Source organism: Gordonia asplenii (assembly GCF_012933505.1).
Lineage (GTDB): Bacteria > Actinomycetota > Actinomycetes > Mycobacteriales > Mycobacteriaceae > Gordonia > Gordonia asplenii.
Map to the genome: position 1 here is coordinate 24944 of NZ_JABBNB010000030.1, position 16289 is coordinate 41232.

General features: G+C 66.5%; 13 protein-coding genes. 6 read left to right on the forward strand and 7 right to left on the reverse strand.

Translation table 11 applies throughout. The features are described from left to right. Nucleotides 1–101 precede the first annotated feature (101 nt). Nucleotides 102–677: a DUF937 domain-containing protein gene (locus HH308_RS22840; protein WP_170196559.1), complete on the forward strand. Its 576-nt coding sequence runs from the start codon at nucleotides 102–104 to the stop codon at nucleotides 675–677. Nucleotides 678–747: 70 nt separating this feature from the next. Here the strand turns inward: HH308_RS22840 and HH308_RS22845 are convergent, their stop codons facing one another. The 3 genes from HH308_RS22845 to HH308_RS22855 form a co-directional block, all read right to left on the reverse strand. Beyond that, nucleotides 748–1194: a DUF779 domain-containing protein gene (locus HH308_RS22845; protein ID WP_170196560.1), complete on the reverse strand. Its 447-nt coding sequence runs from the start codon at nucleotides 1192–1194 to the stop codon at nucleotides 748–750. A gap of 15 nt (nucleotides 1195–1209) precedes the next feature. Beyond that, a complete protein-coding gene (gene exaC / locus HH308_RS22850; protein WP_170196561.1) occupies nucleotides 1210–2733 on the reverse strand; it encodes an acetaldehyde dehydrogenase ExaC in 1524 nt (507 codons plus the stop codon). A gap of 110 nt (nucleotides 2734–2843) precedes the next feature. After that, nucleotides 2844–4097, reverse strand: a complete 1254-nt coding sequence (locus HH308_RS22855) for a GAF domain-containing protein (RefSeq protein WP_170196562.1) — start codon at nucleotides 4095–4097, stop codon at nucleotides 2844–2846. A gap of 193 nt (nucleotides 4098–4290) precedes the next feature. Between HH308_RS22855 and HH308_RS22860 the strand changes: the two genes are divergently transcribed. The 3 genes from HH308_RS22860 to HH308_RS22870 all read left to right on the forward strand — a co-directional run bounded on the left by HH308_RS22860 (nucleotide 4291) and on the right by HH308_RS22870 (nucleotide 6644). Continuing rightward, complete coding sequence (locus tag HH308_RS22860) at nucleotides 4291–4854, forward strand: LemA family protein (RefSeq protein ID WP_170196563.1); 564 nt, start codon at nucleotides 4291–4293, stop codon at nucleotides 4852–4854. 77 nt (nucleotides 4855–4931) lie between these two features. Then, nucleotides 4932–6227 carry an oxygenase MpaB family protein gene (locus HH308_RS22865; RefSeq protein WP_211188757.1) on the forward strand — a complete coding sequence of 432 codons (1296 nt, stop codon included), beginning with the start codon at nucleotides 4932–4934 and terminating at the stop codon, nucleotides 6225–6227. A 33-nt stretch (nucleotides 6228–6260) separates the two neighbouring features. Then, nucleotides 6261–6644, forward strand: a complete 384-nt coding sequence (locus tag HH308_RS22870; RefSeq protein ID WP_170196564.1) for a YccF domain-containing protein — start codon at nucleotides 6261–6263, stop codon at nucleotides 6642–6644. A 28-nt stretch (nucleotides 6645–6672) separates the two neighbouring features. On the opposite strand, the gene HH308_RS22875 is transcribed toward HH308_RS22870, so the two are convergent. From HH308_RS22875 to HH308_RS22890, 4 genes are all read right to left on the reverse strand, one after another. Further along, nucleotides 6673–8190, reverse strand: a complete 1518-nt coding sequence (locus tag HH308_RS22875; RefSeq protein ID WP_170196565.1) for an ATP-dependent DNA ligase — start codon at nucleotides 8188–8190, stop codon at nucleotides 6673–6675. Beyond that, the gene (locus HH308_RS22880; protein WP_170196566.1) at nucleotides 8187–9992 is read right to left on the reverse strand and encodes a SulP family inorganic anion transporter; all 1806 of its coding nucleotides are present in this window, start codon (nucleotides 9990–9992) and stop codon (nucleotides 8187–8189) included. Before HH308_RS22880 ends, HH308_RS22875 begins: the two co-directional genes overlap by 4 nt. 4 nt (nucleotides 9993–9996) lie before the next feature. Continuing rightward, the gene (locus HH308_RS22885; protein WP_211188763.1) at nucleotides 9997–11286 is read right to left on the reverse strand and encodes an MFS transporter; all 1290 of its coding nucleotides are present in this window, start codon (nucleotides 11284–11286) and stop codon (nucleotides 9997–9999) included. Between the two features lie 166 nt (nucleotides 11287–11452). Beyond that, nucleotides 11453–12652, reverse strand: coding sequence for a PucR family transcriptional regulator (locus tag HH308_RS22890; RefSeq protein ID WP_170196568.1), 1200 nt, complete (start codon nucleotides 12650–12652; stop codon nucleotides 11453–11455). 143 nt (nucleotides 12653–12795) lie between these two features. Between HH308_RS22890 and HH308_RS22895 the strand changes: the two genes are divergently transcribed. Both HH308_RS22895 and HH308_RS22900 read left to right on the forward strand, forming a co-directional pair. Then, nucleotides 12796–14217 carry an aldehyde dehydrogenase family protein gene (locus tag HH308_RS22895; RefSeq protein ID WP_170196569.1) on the forward strand — a complete coding sequence of 474 codons (1422 nt, stop codon included), beginning with the start codon at nucleotides 12796–12798 and terminating at the stop codon, nucleotides 14215–14217. Between the two features lie 63 nt (nucleotides 14218–14280). Then, the gene (locus HH308_RS22900; RefSeq protein WP_170196570.1) at nucleotides 14281–16236 is read left to right on the forward strand and encodes a GMC family oxidoreductase N-terminal domain-containing protein; all 1956 of its coding nucleotides are present in this window, start codon (nucleotides 14281–14283) and stop codon (nucleotides 16234–16236) included. Nucleotides 16237–16289 lie beyond the last annotated feature (53 nt).

Sequence of the window (16289 nt, forward strand, 5' to 3'; positions counted from 1 at the left end):
GGCGATGGACGCGCCGCTATCCGACGTCCAGCGCGTTGACATGTCCGATCGGACGAGTCGGGCAGTAGTGTGATGCCCGACTCGTCCAATCAAGGAGAAGAATGTCCGACCTCGATGAACTCTTGAAGCAGATTCCCCTCGACGACATCGCCGCGCAACTCGGCGTCGAACCCGCCGAAGCCGACGCTGCGGTCAAGCAGGCTGTGCCCGCATTGCTGCACGGACTGCAGAACACCGCCGAGGCCGGGGACGGCACAGCTGACCTGGAAGCGGCGGTCGGCGACGAGGACGGTGACCGGATCGTCGCGTCGCTGTTCGGGGACAAGACCGACGACGTCGCGCACGCACTGTCGGGTCAGGTGCCCGCCGCGTCGGTCAACCAGGATCTGGTCAAGCAGTTGCTGCCGATCCTCGCGCCGATCGTCATCGCGTTCGTCTTGAAACGGGTCGGCGGCGGGCACAATGACACGACCGAGCAATCGACACAGCCCGAGCAGCCCCAGCAGAACAACGGCGGCGGCGGTCTGGGTGACATCCTGTCCGGCGCGCTGGGCGGCAACGGAGGCGCGCTCGGCAGCATCCTCGGCGGTCTGCTGGGCGGCTCCAACAGCGGCGGCGGCAACGCCGGGGGCGCACTCGGCAGCATTCTGGGGAGCATCCTCGGCGGCAAGAAGTAGCCCGCTCCCGAACCCGACGAAAGACCCCGATGTGGTTGTACGACAACCACATCGGGCCTTCTGCCAGACTTCACTGCTCCAGTTGAGCACCCACCATCGGCGGATTCTGCGCGAGGATCGCGTTCTCCTCGGGGGTGAAAGTCCTTGAGCGGGAAAGGAACCGCACTCCCTCCGGCGCTTCGAGACTGAATCCGGCACCGCGCCCGGGCACGACGTCGAGGATCAGCTGGGTGTGCTTCCACAGATCGAACTGATCGCCGTTGATCCAAATCCGCACTGCCGGAAGCGGATCGGGCAAGCCGATCTCACCGACCAGGACGTCGCGTTGACCGATGCGATAGTCACCGACGGGGTAGCACATCGGTGCCGACCCATCGCAGCAACCGCCGGATTGATGGATCATGAGCCCGCCGTGCAACTCCGACAGTTTGGTCAGGAGCTGCACGGCGGAGTCTTTGGCGACAACGCGATCGGGAACCGCACCGGTGGATGTGTCCGTCACGTCTTGCGCTGTCATCGTTATCTCTCTTCTTTAGAAGAATCCCTTGGCGCTCTGGGCGTAGCCGACCAGCAGGTTCTTGGTCTGCTGGTAGTGCTCGAGCATCATCAGGTGGTTCTCGCGGCCGATGCCCGACTGCTTGTAGCCACCGAATGCGGCGTGGGCCGGGTAGTCGTGGTAGGTGTTGGTCCACACCCGACCGGCCTGGATCTCACGGCCCGCACGGTACGCGGTCGCACCGTCGCGGCTCCACACGCCGGCGCCGAGGCCGTACAGCGTGTCGTTGGCGATGCTCATTGCTTCTTCGTAGTCGTTGAAGCTGGCGACGGCAAGCACCGGTCCGAAGATCTCTTCCTGGAAGATGCGCATCTTGTTGTCGCCCGCGAACACGGTCGGCTGGATGTAGTAGCCGCCGGACAGGTCACCGCCGAGGTCGGCCGGCTCGCCGCCGGTGAGGACCTTCGCACCTTCCTGCTTGCCGATCTCCAGGTACGACTTGATCTTCTCCCACTGGTCGTTCGACGCCTGGGCGCCCATCATGGTGTCGGTGTCGAGCGGGTTGCCCTGCTTGATCGCCTTGACGCGCTCGATGGCACGGCCGAGGAAGTCGTCGTAGATGCCCTTCTGGATGAGCGCGCGGCTCGGGCAGGTGCAGACCTCGCCCTGGTTGAGCGCGAACATCGTGAAGCCTTCGAGGGCGCGATCGAGGAAGCCGTCGTCTTTCGACGCGACGTCGTCGAAGAAGATGTTGGGGCTCTTGCCACCGAGTTCCAGGGTGACCGGGATCAGGTTCTCCGACGCGTACTGGCTGATCAGGCGGCCGGTGGTGGTCTCACCGGTGAAGGCGATCTTGCGGATGCGGTTGCTCGACGCGAGCGGCTTGCCCGCTTCCACACCGAAGCCGTTGACGATGTTCACGACGCCCGGCGGGAGAAGGTCCGCGATGAGCGACATGACGTAGAGGATCGACGCCGGGGTCTGCTCGGCCGGCTTGAGGACCACCGCGTTGCCCGCGGCCAGCGCGGGAGCAAGCTTCCAGACCGCCATCAGAATCGGGAAGTTCCACGGGATGATCTGGCCGACGACGCCGAGCGGCTCGTGGAAGTGGTAGGCGACGGTGTCTTCGTCGACCTCGGAGATGCCGCCCTCCTGGGCGCGCAGAGCGCCGGCGAAGTAGCGGAAGTGGTCGATGGCCAGCGGAATGTCGGCGGCGAGCGTCTCGCGGACCGCCTTGCCGTTCTCCCAACATTCGGCCACGGCGACCTTCTCGAGGTTCTCCTCGATGCGATCGGCGATGCGCAGCAGCACCAGCGAACGCTCGGCGACCGAGGTCTTGCCCCATGCGGGTGCGGCGGCGTGCGCAGCGTCGAGGGCCAGATCGATGTCCTCAGCGGTGGAGCGCGCGACCTCGCAGAAGGTCTGACCGTCGACCGGCGACGGATTCTCGAAATACTGTCCCTTGACCGGCGGTACCCATGCACCACCGATCCAGTTGTCGTAACGGGACTCGTAGCTCATCACCGAACCCGGCGTGCCCGGCTTTGCATAAACAGTCATGTGTGCGCTCCTTCTCAAGGCGGAACTGAATGTGAACTGATTCACACCCTAGGGTCGGCAACGTTGCAACGAGGTTGCACGCGTGGTTGCACGGGTGCCGACGTCCCGTATTACCTGCTCAGACGCCGATCCAGCACGCGGATCCGACCGGTGACCAACGCGCGGTCGGGGTGGTCGGCGCCCAGGCGGCGAGCGAGCGCCTGCCACGCTTCGAGGTCTTCCCGGCCGTGCACCGATTCGGTCCAGCGGGTCAACGCCGCGACGTCCCGACTCGATATGGCCCGCGACCGAATGTCCTCACGGAGTTCCTCGAACAGATCGACGATGCCCGGTGCGATGGAATCGGCCAGCAGTCCGCCCCTGCCGAGCGCGTCTATCGCCGACGACAGCGGCAGCCCGGCCCGGACCTGAACCTGCACCTTGTGCCAATCGGACTCGACGTCGACGCCCAGCCGGTACGGGCGCGACGCGATGATGTCGGCGCCGAGGTCGCGCCGTAGTCGAGAGATCTCCGCGCGTACGGTCACCGCATCGACGCCGTCCTCGGCCAGAGCCATCGCCAATTGCTCGGTGTTCATTCCCTCCGGATGCGCCTGCAGCAATGTCAGGATCTCGGCATGCCGCCGCGACAGTTGACTGACCGAGCCGTCCGCGGGAATCCACGTGTACGGATCCCCGCCGAGGACGCGCAGTTCGGCCGTCGCCCGGGCAAACACTCTCGGATCAGCGAGATCGACACTGGGAGAACGTAATTCACGTTCCACCGCCGCGACGACGGACCGCACCGCGGCCAGCGCGAAGGGCGCCGCGGCCGCGCGGCCGCCGGTGACGTCGACGACGCCGATGACATGCCCGGTGATCGGATCGTGCACGGGCGCCGCCGCGCAGTTGAATTCCTGAACCGATTCGGTGAAGTGCTCGGCTCCGACGATCTGCACTCCGCGGTCGACGGCGAGTGCGACCCCGGGCGCATTGGTGCCGACGGCGTCCTCGCTCCAGATAGCTCCCTCGACGAAGTCGATCCGGGCGGCCTCGTCGCGCGCGGACCGGTCACCCTCGACCCACAGCAGACGGCCGTGTTCGTCGGTCAGCGCGACCACGACACCGGTGTCGGCGATGTCGTCGAGCATCAGCGATCGAACGAGCGTGCGCGCCGCCGACATCGGATGCGCCTGCCGGTACGCCTGGAATTCGGCGGCCGACATCGTGGCTCCGCCGGGATGCTGCCGGGCCGGGTCGACGCCGCGCAGGACCGATCGGCTCCAGGATTCACGAACGATGGTGCGGACGCCGGGATCATTGGGTGTGCCACCGGACCGCAATTTCTCGTAGGCAGCGCGGACTGCAGATGCCGCGTCGCCCATACCGCCTCCGGTTCCCGCGGGCCGCATCATTCTCAAGTGCCGACGGCCCGAATTCCAGTGTAGCGAGTGCGCTGTGACCTGGGTAACTACGGTCGGCGAGGTCGGCAGACTGCGAATCCATCGCCGCAGGTGCCCCTACGATCGCGCATAACCGAGTAACTTCGGCAATTACCGCACACGGAAGGCGACGATCATGAATGAATCGACCGCGACACTGGTGGTAGTCGGCGTGCTCATCGCCGCACTCACGATCCTCGGGATCGTCGCCTTCCGTAGGCTGCGACGCGCCGATCGCGCGACGTCGACGGCCCTGCGCGAGATCGACGCAGCGTTGCATCGACGCGCCGCCCTCGTCGACGAGATCGCCGCCCTGATGGACACCTTCGGCGCGCATGACGATCCCGCGCTGCTCCACGCGCGCAAGGCCGCGGCCTATGCCGTCGACACCGACAGCGTCGAGCACAAAGCCGCCGCCGACGACTGCACGCTTCGAGGTCTGACGAAGACGCTGGCGGCCACCGAGAACATCCCCGACCTCGCCGACTCGTCGGATCTGCGCCGAATCCGCGCCGAACTGTCCGACGCCACCGAATCGCTCGCCTTCGCCCGGCAGTTCTACAACGACGGCGTGCGGCAACTCAACGACCTGACGAAGACGGTTCCGTGGGTGTTCTTCGCCGGGTTCGCCGGCGTCAAACCACGCTGCTACTTCCAGGTGCCCCAGCGCCCCGGCACCGGACCCCGCGTCGAATCCTGACTATCTCGTGGTAGCCTACCTGCGAATTGAGACGCATTCGAATATCCGTCTCACCCCATTCGTCTCAGGAGGCGACGATGACCGACGCAGTTGAACTAACGGCCGACCAGACTGGCGACCGCATCGTCACGCGTCCCCGCCCCACGGCCTTCACCTGGCGGCCCGGCTATCCGGGCACCGCCCACGGTCGGGTGCGCGAGGCCGTGCTGCGCGCCGCCGGCTTCGACCTCGCGCCCCGCGACGACCTCGCCGCCGACTACTTCGACCGGCTCTGGCTGACCGATCCGCTCGCCGAACGCTTCGTCGACGAGGTCTATTACGGCGACATCGGCTTCGAACGCGGCAAACAGATGTTGGAGCAGGCGGCGCGGGACGGCATCGATTCGATGCCCGACGCCCCGGCGTCGATGCGTGCGTTGTTCGACGAGCTCGAGGCGGTTCCGGAGTGGGCCGACGTCGAAGAGATCGAGCGCGGCGCAGCCGTCTGGCGACGCTGGGCCTACGACATGGGTGCGATGGGCAACGCGGGCACCATCGACACCTACACCGAGGCGTGGCTGGCGGTTCCGTTGTCGCTGTCCGGTGGGTACGCCGGGGCCAGCGCGCTGAACCGCTATCTGGAGACGAGCCGCTGGTGGATCGAATGCGCACAGCCCTACGCGGTGACGACCGTCGGATCGATGGCCAAGTTGCTGTCGATCAAGGTCCGGGTGATGCATGTGTCGGTTCGACGCGGCGTCGCCAACCACCCGGAATGGGATGAAGCCAAGTGGGGCAAGCCGATCAGTCAGTCGGCGCAGATGCTCACGCTGCTCGGCGGCAGCGTGGCGCCGGGACTCGCGCTGTTCGGGATCGGCCATCTGTCGAGCCCCGCCGAGCTGCGCGCGGTGCTGGAGTTCAACCGCTACCTCGGCTACCTGCTCGGCGTGGACCCGCAACTGTGCCCGGCGACCGTCGCCGACGGTGTGCGGATGCTCTTCCACTTCGACGCCACGCGCTCGCTCGACTCCGGCGACGTCGGGTCCGAACTCGCCGCCTCGTTCGTGCCGTCCTTTGAGCCACAGCCGGATTGGTCGTTGCGCGACAAGATCCGCGGCCACTTCCACCTCCAGTTGCAGGCCGGTTTCTCGCGCCTGTACATCCTGCCGTGGAACCGCAAGAGATTCGACGGCCTGCCCGGCGGATGGCTGGGTACCGGGTACCTGCTGGCTCGCCTGCCGATCATCGTCGGCGTCGAGCTAGCTCGACGGGTGTTTCCCAGCGTCGACGCCGCGTGGCAGCGTCGTCGCACCGAGGCGTGGCGAGCATGGCTCGACTGGCAGACCCGCGACAACGAGCACTCGTTCAAGCCCACCACGCAGATGCGCCGCTGACGCCGACCCGACCGCGCCGCGCATACTGGAGGAATGAAGTTCATCCTCAACGTCATTTGGCTTGTGCTGTGCGGATTCTGGATGGCAATCGGGTATCTGGTCGCCGGAATCATCTGCTGCATCCTGATCATCACCATCCCGTTCGGGATCGCGTCCTTCCGGATGGCCAACTACGCGCTGTGGCCGTTCGGCCGCACCGTCGTACGCAAGCCGACCGCGGGCACGGCGTCGGCGATCGGTAACGTCGTCTGGATTCTTCTCGCCGGACTCTGGCTGGCCATCGGGCACATCTGCACCGGAATCGCCATGTGCATCACCATCATCGGCATTCCGCTGGGCATTGCCAGCTTCAAGATGATCCCGGTGTCTTTGATGCCGCTCGGCGCGGAGATCGTGTCGACCGACCAAATGTCGTAGGTTCACCGCGACAGAATTCTGCGAAAGCCTACTTCCGCAGCCCCCGCACCGTCTCGATGGTGTCGGCATCTCCGGCGTCCTTATCCGGTCGGTACCTGACCACCCGCGCGAAACGCAGAGCCACACCGCCCGGATATCGCGAACTCCCCTGCACTCCGTCCAACTCGATCTCGACGACGAGTACCGGCCGCAGATACACCGCCCACTCGTCCCTCGACGACTCGTGTTTCGGGAATTCCGCTGTCTGCCAACGCAATAGCTCGTCAGTCAGGCCTTTGAACGTCTTCCCGACCATGATCGGCAGGCCGCCCTGCGGATCACGTGCGCCCAGATGCAGATTCGACAGCCACCCCCGACGTCGCCCCGAACCCCATTCCGCACCGAGGACTATCAGGTCGACGGTGTGCGTCGGCTTGACCTTCTGCCACGTCTTGCCCCGGCGTCCCGCCGCGTACACGCTGTCGAGCGCCTTGACCATCACGCCCTCGTGCCCGGCGGCGAGTGCATCGGCGTTGATCCGCTCGGCATCGGCGGCGTCGACGGGCCGCGCACTGGGAATCCGATGATCCGGCGCCACCCGCCCCAACGCCGCGAGCCGCCGCGCCAGCGGATCGTCGATCAGGTCGACGCCGTCGACGTGCAAACAGTCGAAGAAGTAGGGGCGCAACACATCTGCGGCCGACGCCGCTCCCGACGATCCGAATCGACTCATCGTCTCCTGAAACGGCCGCGGCCGCCCGGCGTCGTCGAGCACCAACGTTTCGCCGTCGAGAATTACTGTATTGCAATCGAATCCGCGTACCACCTCGACGATGTCAGGCAATCGATCGGTCACGTCGTTGAGGGTTCGCGTGAAGATCCGCACCTCGTCGTCCCGACGGTGCACCTGAATCCGCGCGCCGTCGAATTTGTGATCGACGACGACGTCGGGCCCCAGCGCCGCATACGCGTCGGCCATCGACTCCGCCGGTGTGGCGAGCATCGGCGACAGCGGTCGGCCGACTTCGATCGTCAACGCGCCCAACGCCTCTGCTCCCCCGGTACGTGCGAGCACGGCGGTCTGCGGCAATGATCCGGTGAGCATCACCGCCCGCCGCACCACGTCGAGTTCGAGTTTCGACGCCACCGCGATCGCGTCGGCCATCACTCCGGCGAGCGCTCCCTGGCGCAGTTCGCCGGAGATCAACCGTCCCAGGAACTTCTGCTCGGCAGGCGATGCCGCGCCGAACAGCGCCTCGACCGCCTCGCTTCGCCGACCCGACGATCCCGACCCCGACAATCCCGCGATCGCGGTGAACGCGGCGTCGACGTCGCCGATCGTCAGCGTCGAATCCTCCACCGCCGCAATGTCTCGTGCTGCGACCAGCCCGCGCCAGCCGACGCCGATCCGCCCCTGCGGCAGATCACCCGCCAGCCACGCGACGACGACGGGGATCTCGTCGACGTCGGCGGCGGCTATCACCTCGGCGATCCCGTCCCGCTTGGCCCGACGCGACGACGTCGCCGCGACCGCACTCGACGCCTCGACCACGCGACTCAGTCTCACGCGCTCGCCCCGGTCGTCGATGCATCGTCGTCGTGCCGCTTGCCGCGATGTTTCCTCTTGTGCTGCTTGGGATGTCGTGGCTCATCGACCACCGGCGAATCCTGTCCGCCGGCGGACTCCCAGGCCCGGAAGCCGGCGACTGCGGCCGGGATGTCGGCGTAGACGTGGTCGGGATCGACGTCGCCGAGCACGCCGTTGGTGAGCAAGGCGTCGCGCAGTTCGGGGTCGACGCCGGCCAGCACGAAATGCGCGTGGTGGGAATGCACATAGTCGATGAGATCGTTGAGCACCTTCGACGCCGAGTAGTCGACGTCGGCGATGGCCGAACAGTCGAGGATGAGCCACCGGACCGGATCGGGGGCCGCCTCGATCAGCGACATCACGTCGTCGGCGAACCGAGAAGCATTGGCGTAGAACAACTCTGCGTCGTAGCGGAAGACGATGAGACCGGGCGCCGACTGGGTGCCGGGCTGCGCGGAGATGAACGTGGGTGCACCGTTCTCCCGTACGCCGATCACGAACCGATTCGGCGAGTATTGCCGCCGGATGATCTCGATCAACGACAGCACCATGGCGATGATGATGCCGTCGCGCACAGACATGAACACGACGACCGCGGCCGTGACGAGGGCGATCGCGAACTCGATCCTACGGACCTCCCAGATGCGGCGAAGGTCGTGAAAGTGGATGAGCCGCACCGCGATCAGTGAGACGATCGCGCCGAGGACGGCATGCGGCAGATAGGTGAGCTGGTCGGTCAGGAACAACACGACCGCCAAGGCCACGACAGCCATCGTGATGTTCGCGACCTGGGATCGACCATGTTGCTCATCGAGAAGTTCCGTCTTGGTGGGGCTGCCGTTGACGACGAACGTGCCGGTGAGCCCGGCCGCGACGTTGGCTCCGGCCAGGCCCAGCAGATCCCGGTTGACGTCGGGTTCCTGTCCGTGTCGCTGCGCGAAACTGCGTGCGGTCGCGGCACTTTGGGCGATGACGACCAGCGCGCAGCCGGCTGCGATGGGCAGCACGGTCACGACGTCGTGCCAGGCGAGGCCGCCGGGCCAGCCGAACTTCGGCAGGCCTCCGCTCACCGACCCGACGACGGGGAGCCGATCAGACCAATGCGCCAGTCGCACAACGACTATCGACCCGACGACGATGAGGACCGCGAACGGCACATGGCGCGCGAATCGGTCTCCGGCGAGGATCGCCCCGAGCGTGATGGCCGCAAACGCCACCGCCAAGAAGTTGACGTCGCCGAGATGCCGCACCACCGAGACGATCTTCTCCGCGGCGTTGCCGTGCTCGCCGGGCAGCCCGAGGATTGCCGCCAGCTGCCCGATGAACACCGAAACACCCACGCCGGTAAGGAATCCCGTCAACACCGACGTCGACAGAAAATCCCCGAGAAAGCCCAACCGCAACACCCAGGCGATCAAGAGCAGCACGCCGGTGACTATCGCGATCAGCGCGCACCAGTCGAGCCACCGTTGCGTACCGGAACTGAGCCCGGCGATCGCCAGTCCGGTGACGCCGGACGCCATCAGCGCCGCTGTTGCCGAGTCGGCACCGACGACGAGGAGTCGCGACGCCCCCAACAGCGCGAAGATCACGGCGGGAATGATGATCGTATAGAGCCCCGCGCTCACCGGAACCTGCGCGATGGAGCTGTAGCCCATGCATTCCGGAATCGCCACCGCCGCCAGCGTGACACCGGCAACGATGTCCGCCCGCAACCAATTTCGCTGATATCCGCGCAGGGCCGGCGGAATGACCGTCGACACCCAACCCGACGTCGCCAATGCGCTACACCTCGCTCAACTCCACATCGCGAGTCTCCCGCACGGCGAGGATCGCGATGAACGTCAGCGCACCCGCGATCGCGAGGTACACACCGACCCACGCTACGCCGTAACTGTGCACCAGCCACGTTGCGATGAACGGCGCCACGGCGGCGCCGATGATCGACGCGAAGTTGTAGGCGATACCCGACCCGGTATAGCGGACATTCGTCGGGAACAGCTCGGGCAGCACCGCGCTCATCGGCCCAAAGGTCAAGCCCATCAACGTCATTCCGACGATCAAGAAGGTCAGCATCACCGAGTCGGTGACGCTCGACGGGTCGAGGAACCAGCCGAAGGACACACCGAAGACGATGATGCCCGCGGTGATGATCAGCAACACCGGACGTCGGCCGAAGCGGTCGGCCAGCCAGCCCGAGACCGGCACGAAAGCCGCGAAGAACAGCACCGAGATGAGCTGCATCCCAAGGAAATCGGTGTACGAGATGGAAAGTTTCACTCCGGAGGCGTCGACCACCTTGCCGGTGCCGTAGGACGTGGTCCAGGTAGTCACCACGTAGAACAGCGTGTAGGTCGCGAGCATCACGAAGGTGCCGATGATGAGTTGGCGCCACGACGTCTTGACCACTTCGGCCAACGGGGTGCGCACCTTCTTGCCCTCGGCGACGGCCTGCGTGAACACCGGCGTCTCGGTGAGCTTCAGCCGCACGTAGAGTCCGACGACGACGATGATCGAGCTCGCCAGGAACGGCACCCGCCAGCCCCAGGTGAGGAAGGCGTGATTGCTCGCCGCGGTCTTGGCGTCGAAGTCGAGCCACTTCATCAACAGCAGGAACATGCCGTTGGCGAAGAAGAATCCGATGGGCGCACCGAGCTGCGGCCACATCGCGGCCCACCCGCGTTTACCCTTCTCCGCGGTCTCGGTGGCCAACAATGCCGCGCCCGACCATTCGCCGCCCAGTCCCAATCCCTGGCAGAAACGCATCAGCGCGAGCAGAGTGGGGGCCAGGTAGCTGACGCTGGTGAACGTCGGCAGCAGCCCGATGACGAAGGTGGCGATACCCATCGTCAGCAGTGAGCCGACCAGCGTCGCCTTTCGCCCGACCCGGTCGCCGAAGTGGCCGAACAGCATCGAGCCGATCGGTCGGGCGACGAACGCCAGACCGAAGGTGGCGAACGACGACAGGAGTGCGGCCGTGTCGTCGCCCTTGGGGAAGAACAGCGTCGGGAAGACGAGGACCGCCGCCGTCGCATAGATGTAGAAGTCGAAGAATTCGATGCTGGTGCCGACCATCGACGCGATGACGATACGACGACGTGGAACCGGCGGCGCGGACTCAGGTGTGCTGGCGATGTCTGTCACTGACTGAGATTACAACGCCGCGGACGGCCGAACCTGCGGGAACCGCAGATCAATCGTCGTGCGGCCGTGGGCAATCCAGTCTCTCCTCGACACCTGCCTACCACGCGTCGACGATGTGCAACGCCAGCTCGACATAGACGCGACGCTCGTCGACGCCGTGGCCCAGCAGTTCCTCGGCCTGGCGGATTCGATAGCGGATCGTGTTGGGATGGACCGTCAATCGCTCGCCCGCGACGTGTGCGTTGCCGGCCGACGACAGGTAGACGCGCAGCGTGTCGCGCAGGCGGGCGGTGGTGTCGTCGGCTGCGGCCAGTTGCCCCAGTTCCCGGCGCGCCATCCGCCGCGCTCCCTCCCGGCCGGTCAATCCATATGCCAGACAAGTCAATTCGACGTCGGCGTACGCGGTATACGGACGGCCGCGGGACACGCTCTGCGCGGCGAGCGCCTCGAGATGGCTGTCGCGGAACCCGTCAATCCCACGCGACGACGTACCGCTCGCGACCGAGGCCAACGGTTCGGTGCAGCACAGCCGTCCGTCGGCCGGTGCGGCCGTCGCCACCCAGCACCACATCGCCCTCGACCCGCTGCTCACCGCGAGCAGATTATGCGAACCGACGTCGCCGGCGACCGCGCGAGCCGTCGTGTCGAGGAGATGCTGCACGTCGGCGTCGGGCGCGTCGTCGGCGACGCCCACGACGAACGCGACGTGCCATTGGTCGAGAGGATAGGTCAGTGCCGCGCTCGCCGCCCCGACGTCGACCGTCTGCCCGCCGAGGATGGCCTGCACCACCTCGGATCGCCGCGCGAGTGATCCGCGCTGCCATTCTTCACGTTCGGCCGTGTAGGCCATGATCATTTCTTCGACGGCGGTGTCGAGCCAGTCCTGCATACGTCCCCAGAACTGCATCAGGATCGTCGATCGCAGCTCGGCGTCGACGACGTCGTCGGTGAGAATGCCGGTGATGTACGTCCACACCGCGCGTTGACCCACCCGGTATATCGAGAGCAGGACAGGCAGCTCGGCACCCCGCCGCGCGAGTGTGCGGGCCAGGTCGAACGCCTCCGAACCCAGCTGCACCTCGAAATCGTCGCGAGCCACCTTCGCCGCGAACCCACGCCAGTGCGCGCGGGTGCTCGCGTGGAGTTCGGCGAGGAACGTCGCGTCGGAATCGAGGTCGGGCAGCGTGCTGATGATCCGCCTGTTGACCATGTCGACGAGGCGATCGAGCTGCGCGCCGTCCTCGGACTCCTGCGCGAACCGATGCAACCATTCCTGCGGCGTCGTCACCGAATCCATCCTCACCACCCTCGTCGTTGCGTTTGTCGCCGTCGACAACGGTTCCGGAATTTGTTGTCGGCGACCATCAAGACCGTGCACGGCCTCACAGCCGATTCTGAATGCGGCCCAGTTCACACCCGATTCTCCACCAGGGGGTTCCCATGATCGAGCACCGCTCGCACTACATCGACGGCGCATGGCAGTCGTCACACGGCACCGGACGGCTCGACGTCGTCAATTCCGCCACCGAAGAAGTCATCGGGAGCGTCGCGGCCGGCGACGCCGACGACGCGAAGGCAGCGGTCGCCGCGGCGCGGGCCGCATTCGACGCCTGGGCCGCGACCCCGGTGACCGAACGCGCCGCGTACCTCACCCGCGCCGCGCAGGCGTTGCGCACCCGGCAGACCGAGGTCGCGACACTGATCAGTCAGGAGGTCGGGATGCCGTTCGCCTACAGCAACGTCGTGCAGACGGGGTTGCCGCTGCAGTCATTCGTGTCGATCGCGCAGGTCGCACTCGACTTTCCGTTCGAGGAACAGGTGTACAACTCGCTGGTCGTGCGCGAGCCGATCGGCGTCGTCGTCGCGATCACCCCGTGGAACTACCCGCTGCATCAGATCGTCGCGAAGGTCGCGCCCGCGCTGGCAGCGGGCTGCACCGTCGTCCTCAAACCGAGCGAGGTCGCACCCCTCAACGCCTTCGTGCTCGCCGACGTCTTCGACTCCATCGGGCTTCCGCCGGGTGTGTTCAACGTGGTCACCGGTACCGGCACCGACGTCGGCGAGCCACTCGTCGCTCATCCCGACGTCGACATGGTGTCGTTGACCGGCTCGACCGTCGCGGGGCGGCGAATCGGCGCGGTCGCCGCGCAGAGCATCAAGCGGGTCGCTCTCGAACTCGGCGGCAAGTCCCCCATGGTCGTGCTCGACGACGCCGACCTCGTCGCCGCGGTCGGGGCCGCGCTCAACGGCTGTTTCCTGAACTCCGGGCAGACCTGCATCGCCCTGACTCGGATGATCGTCCCGCGGGCCAGGCTCGCCGAGGTCGAGGCGATCGCCAAATCCGGTGTCGAGGCCATCGCGGTCGGCGACCCCTTCGATCCGGCGACCGTTCTCGGACCACTCGTGTCAGAACTACAACGCGACCGCGTCGTCGGGTACATCCGCACGGGCATCGACGAGGGCGCCCGCGTCGTCGTCGGCGGACCGTCGGCACCCGCCGGGCTCGATCGCGGGTACTACGTGCAGCCGACGGTGTTCTCCGACGTCACACCGGACATGACCATCGTGCGGGAGGAGATCTTCGGTCCGGTGCTGGTCATCCAGGCATACGACGACGAGGCCGAGGCGGTCCGACTGGCCAACGATTCGATCTACGGCCTCAACGCCGCCGTGTTCTCCGCCGACCAGGACCGGGCGGTGACGTTCGCCCGCCGGATCCGGGCCGGCCAGGTGCAGATCAATGAGGGCGCCTTCAACATTAACGCTCCGTTCGGCGGTTACGGCCAGTCCGGCAACGGCCGCGAATTCGGCAAGTGGGGCCTCGAAGAGTTCCTGGAGACCAAGTCGATGCAACTGCCCTGACCGACGCTCCGCCGCCCCCACTCCCTCCCATCTGGATCGCTCACTTCGCTAAGGACTTCAGCCATGACCAACACTTTCACCGCCCTGCAGCAGGCGACGCTGACCGCCGTCGTCGATACCTTCGTCGCCTCGGTCGATCGCGACGACGACCCCGACCGCTTCTACGCCACCAAGGGCAGCGACCTGGGTGCCGACGCCGCCGTCGCGCATTATCTCGCCAGTCATCTGCCCCCGGAACAATTCGCCGGCTTGGCCCAGCTCCTCGACACGGCCGCCGTCGTCGGCCTCAAGAATCAACCGCAGAGCGTGCGCGAGGTCATCGTCGGCAATCTCGCCGGCATCTCACCGGAGACCCGGGGCGCCGTTGCGGCGCTCTACCAGTTGTCGGTGTTGTTCTCCTACGGCCTGTTCGACGCCGAGGGGCGAAACCCACTGTGGACCGGAATGGGCTATCCCGGCATCACGCGGCAGCCACCGGCCACCCCAAAGACCCTGACGGTGATCACTCCGACCGAGGACGTCACCCTCACCGCCGACGTCGTGGTGATCGGCTCAGGCAGCGGCGGCGGCGTGGCAGCCGGGATGCTGGCACAGGCGGGTCGCAGTGTCATCGTGCTGGAATCCGGCGGATACCGCAACGAGTCCGACTTCGTGCAGTCTGAACTCGTCGCCTACCAGAACCTGTTTCTGCGCGGCGGCTTCTTCCCCACCGCCGACGGCATGGTGTCGCTCGCGGCAGGCGGAACCGTCGGCGGCGGCAGCACGGTGAACTGGTCGAACTCCCTGAAGACGCCCGACGCCGTACGAGCGGTCTGGGCCGACGAGTACAAACTGAGCGACGTCACCGGACCGGAATTCGACGAGCATCTCGCGGCGGTCTTCGAACGGGTGAAGTGCAACAGCGGCGTCGCGCTGCAGAACGAGCCGCACCACCGGCTCTCCGACGGCGCAGACGCGCTCGGCTACTCCTACGTGGTGGCCGACCTGAACATCGATCCCGATCGGTTCGACCCGGCGGTCATCGGCTACAGCGGCATGGGTGATCAGACCGGCGCGAAGCAAGGCACCCTGCGGACCTATCTGCAGGACGCGTCGGATGCCGGTGCCCGACTGATCCCGCAGACCCGCGCCGACAAGATCGACGTCGTCGACGGCCGCGCCGTGGGGGTCAGCGCGACGTATACCGCTGCCGACGGGCAGACCCACCGGGTCGTCGTCGAAGCCGCCGACGTGGTCGTCGCGGCGGGCAGCTTGGAGACCCCGGCAGTCCTGTTGCGTTCGGGTATCGGCGGGCCCGCGGTGGGCACCGGCCTCCATCTGCATCCGGCGACGCTGGTCAGCGGCGTGTACGACGAACCGCAGGATCCGTGGCACGGTCCGGCGATGGCGGGTGTGATGAACGAATTCGCCGAGAAGCACGACGGCCACGGCTATCTGATCGAATGCGTCCAGCATCTGCCCGGGCTGTTCACCACCGTCGTCCCGTGGCTGTCGGGCGCCGGCCACAAAGAGCTGGCGAAAACCTACAGCCGCCGAGCCGACTGGGTGATCCTCGTCAAAGACCGCGGTGCCGGGACGGTGACCCTCGACGACGCGGGCAATGCGGTGCACCACTACCCGTTCTCCGACGAACTCGATCGGCGCAACTTCCGCGAGGGCATCGAGACCGCCATCCGGATGCAGGAAGCCGCCGGCGCGCAGCAGATCTTCGCGGCGGGCCAGCCGTTCGCTCCGTGGACGCGGGGCGAGGATCTCGAGACGTTCATCGCCGCCGTCAGCGAGATCCCCATCGGCCCCGGCGGGATTCCGGTCTTCAGCGCACATCAGATGTCGAGCGCGAAGCTCGGCGCCGACCCCACCACCGCGGTCGCCGACACCGAAGGGCAACTGCACGACACTCGGGGCGTGTGGATCGCCGATGCCAGCGGCATGCCGACCTGCTCCGGCGTCAATCCGATGATCTCGACGATGGCGCTGGCCCGGCGCACCGCCGCCAACATGCTCGCGACGACCCACTGAGCGGACGCACCACTACGGTGCACGACGCCACCTGTGGTAAACCAAACAAGTAC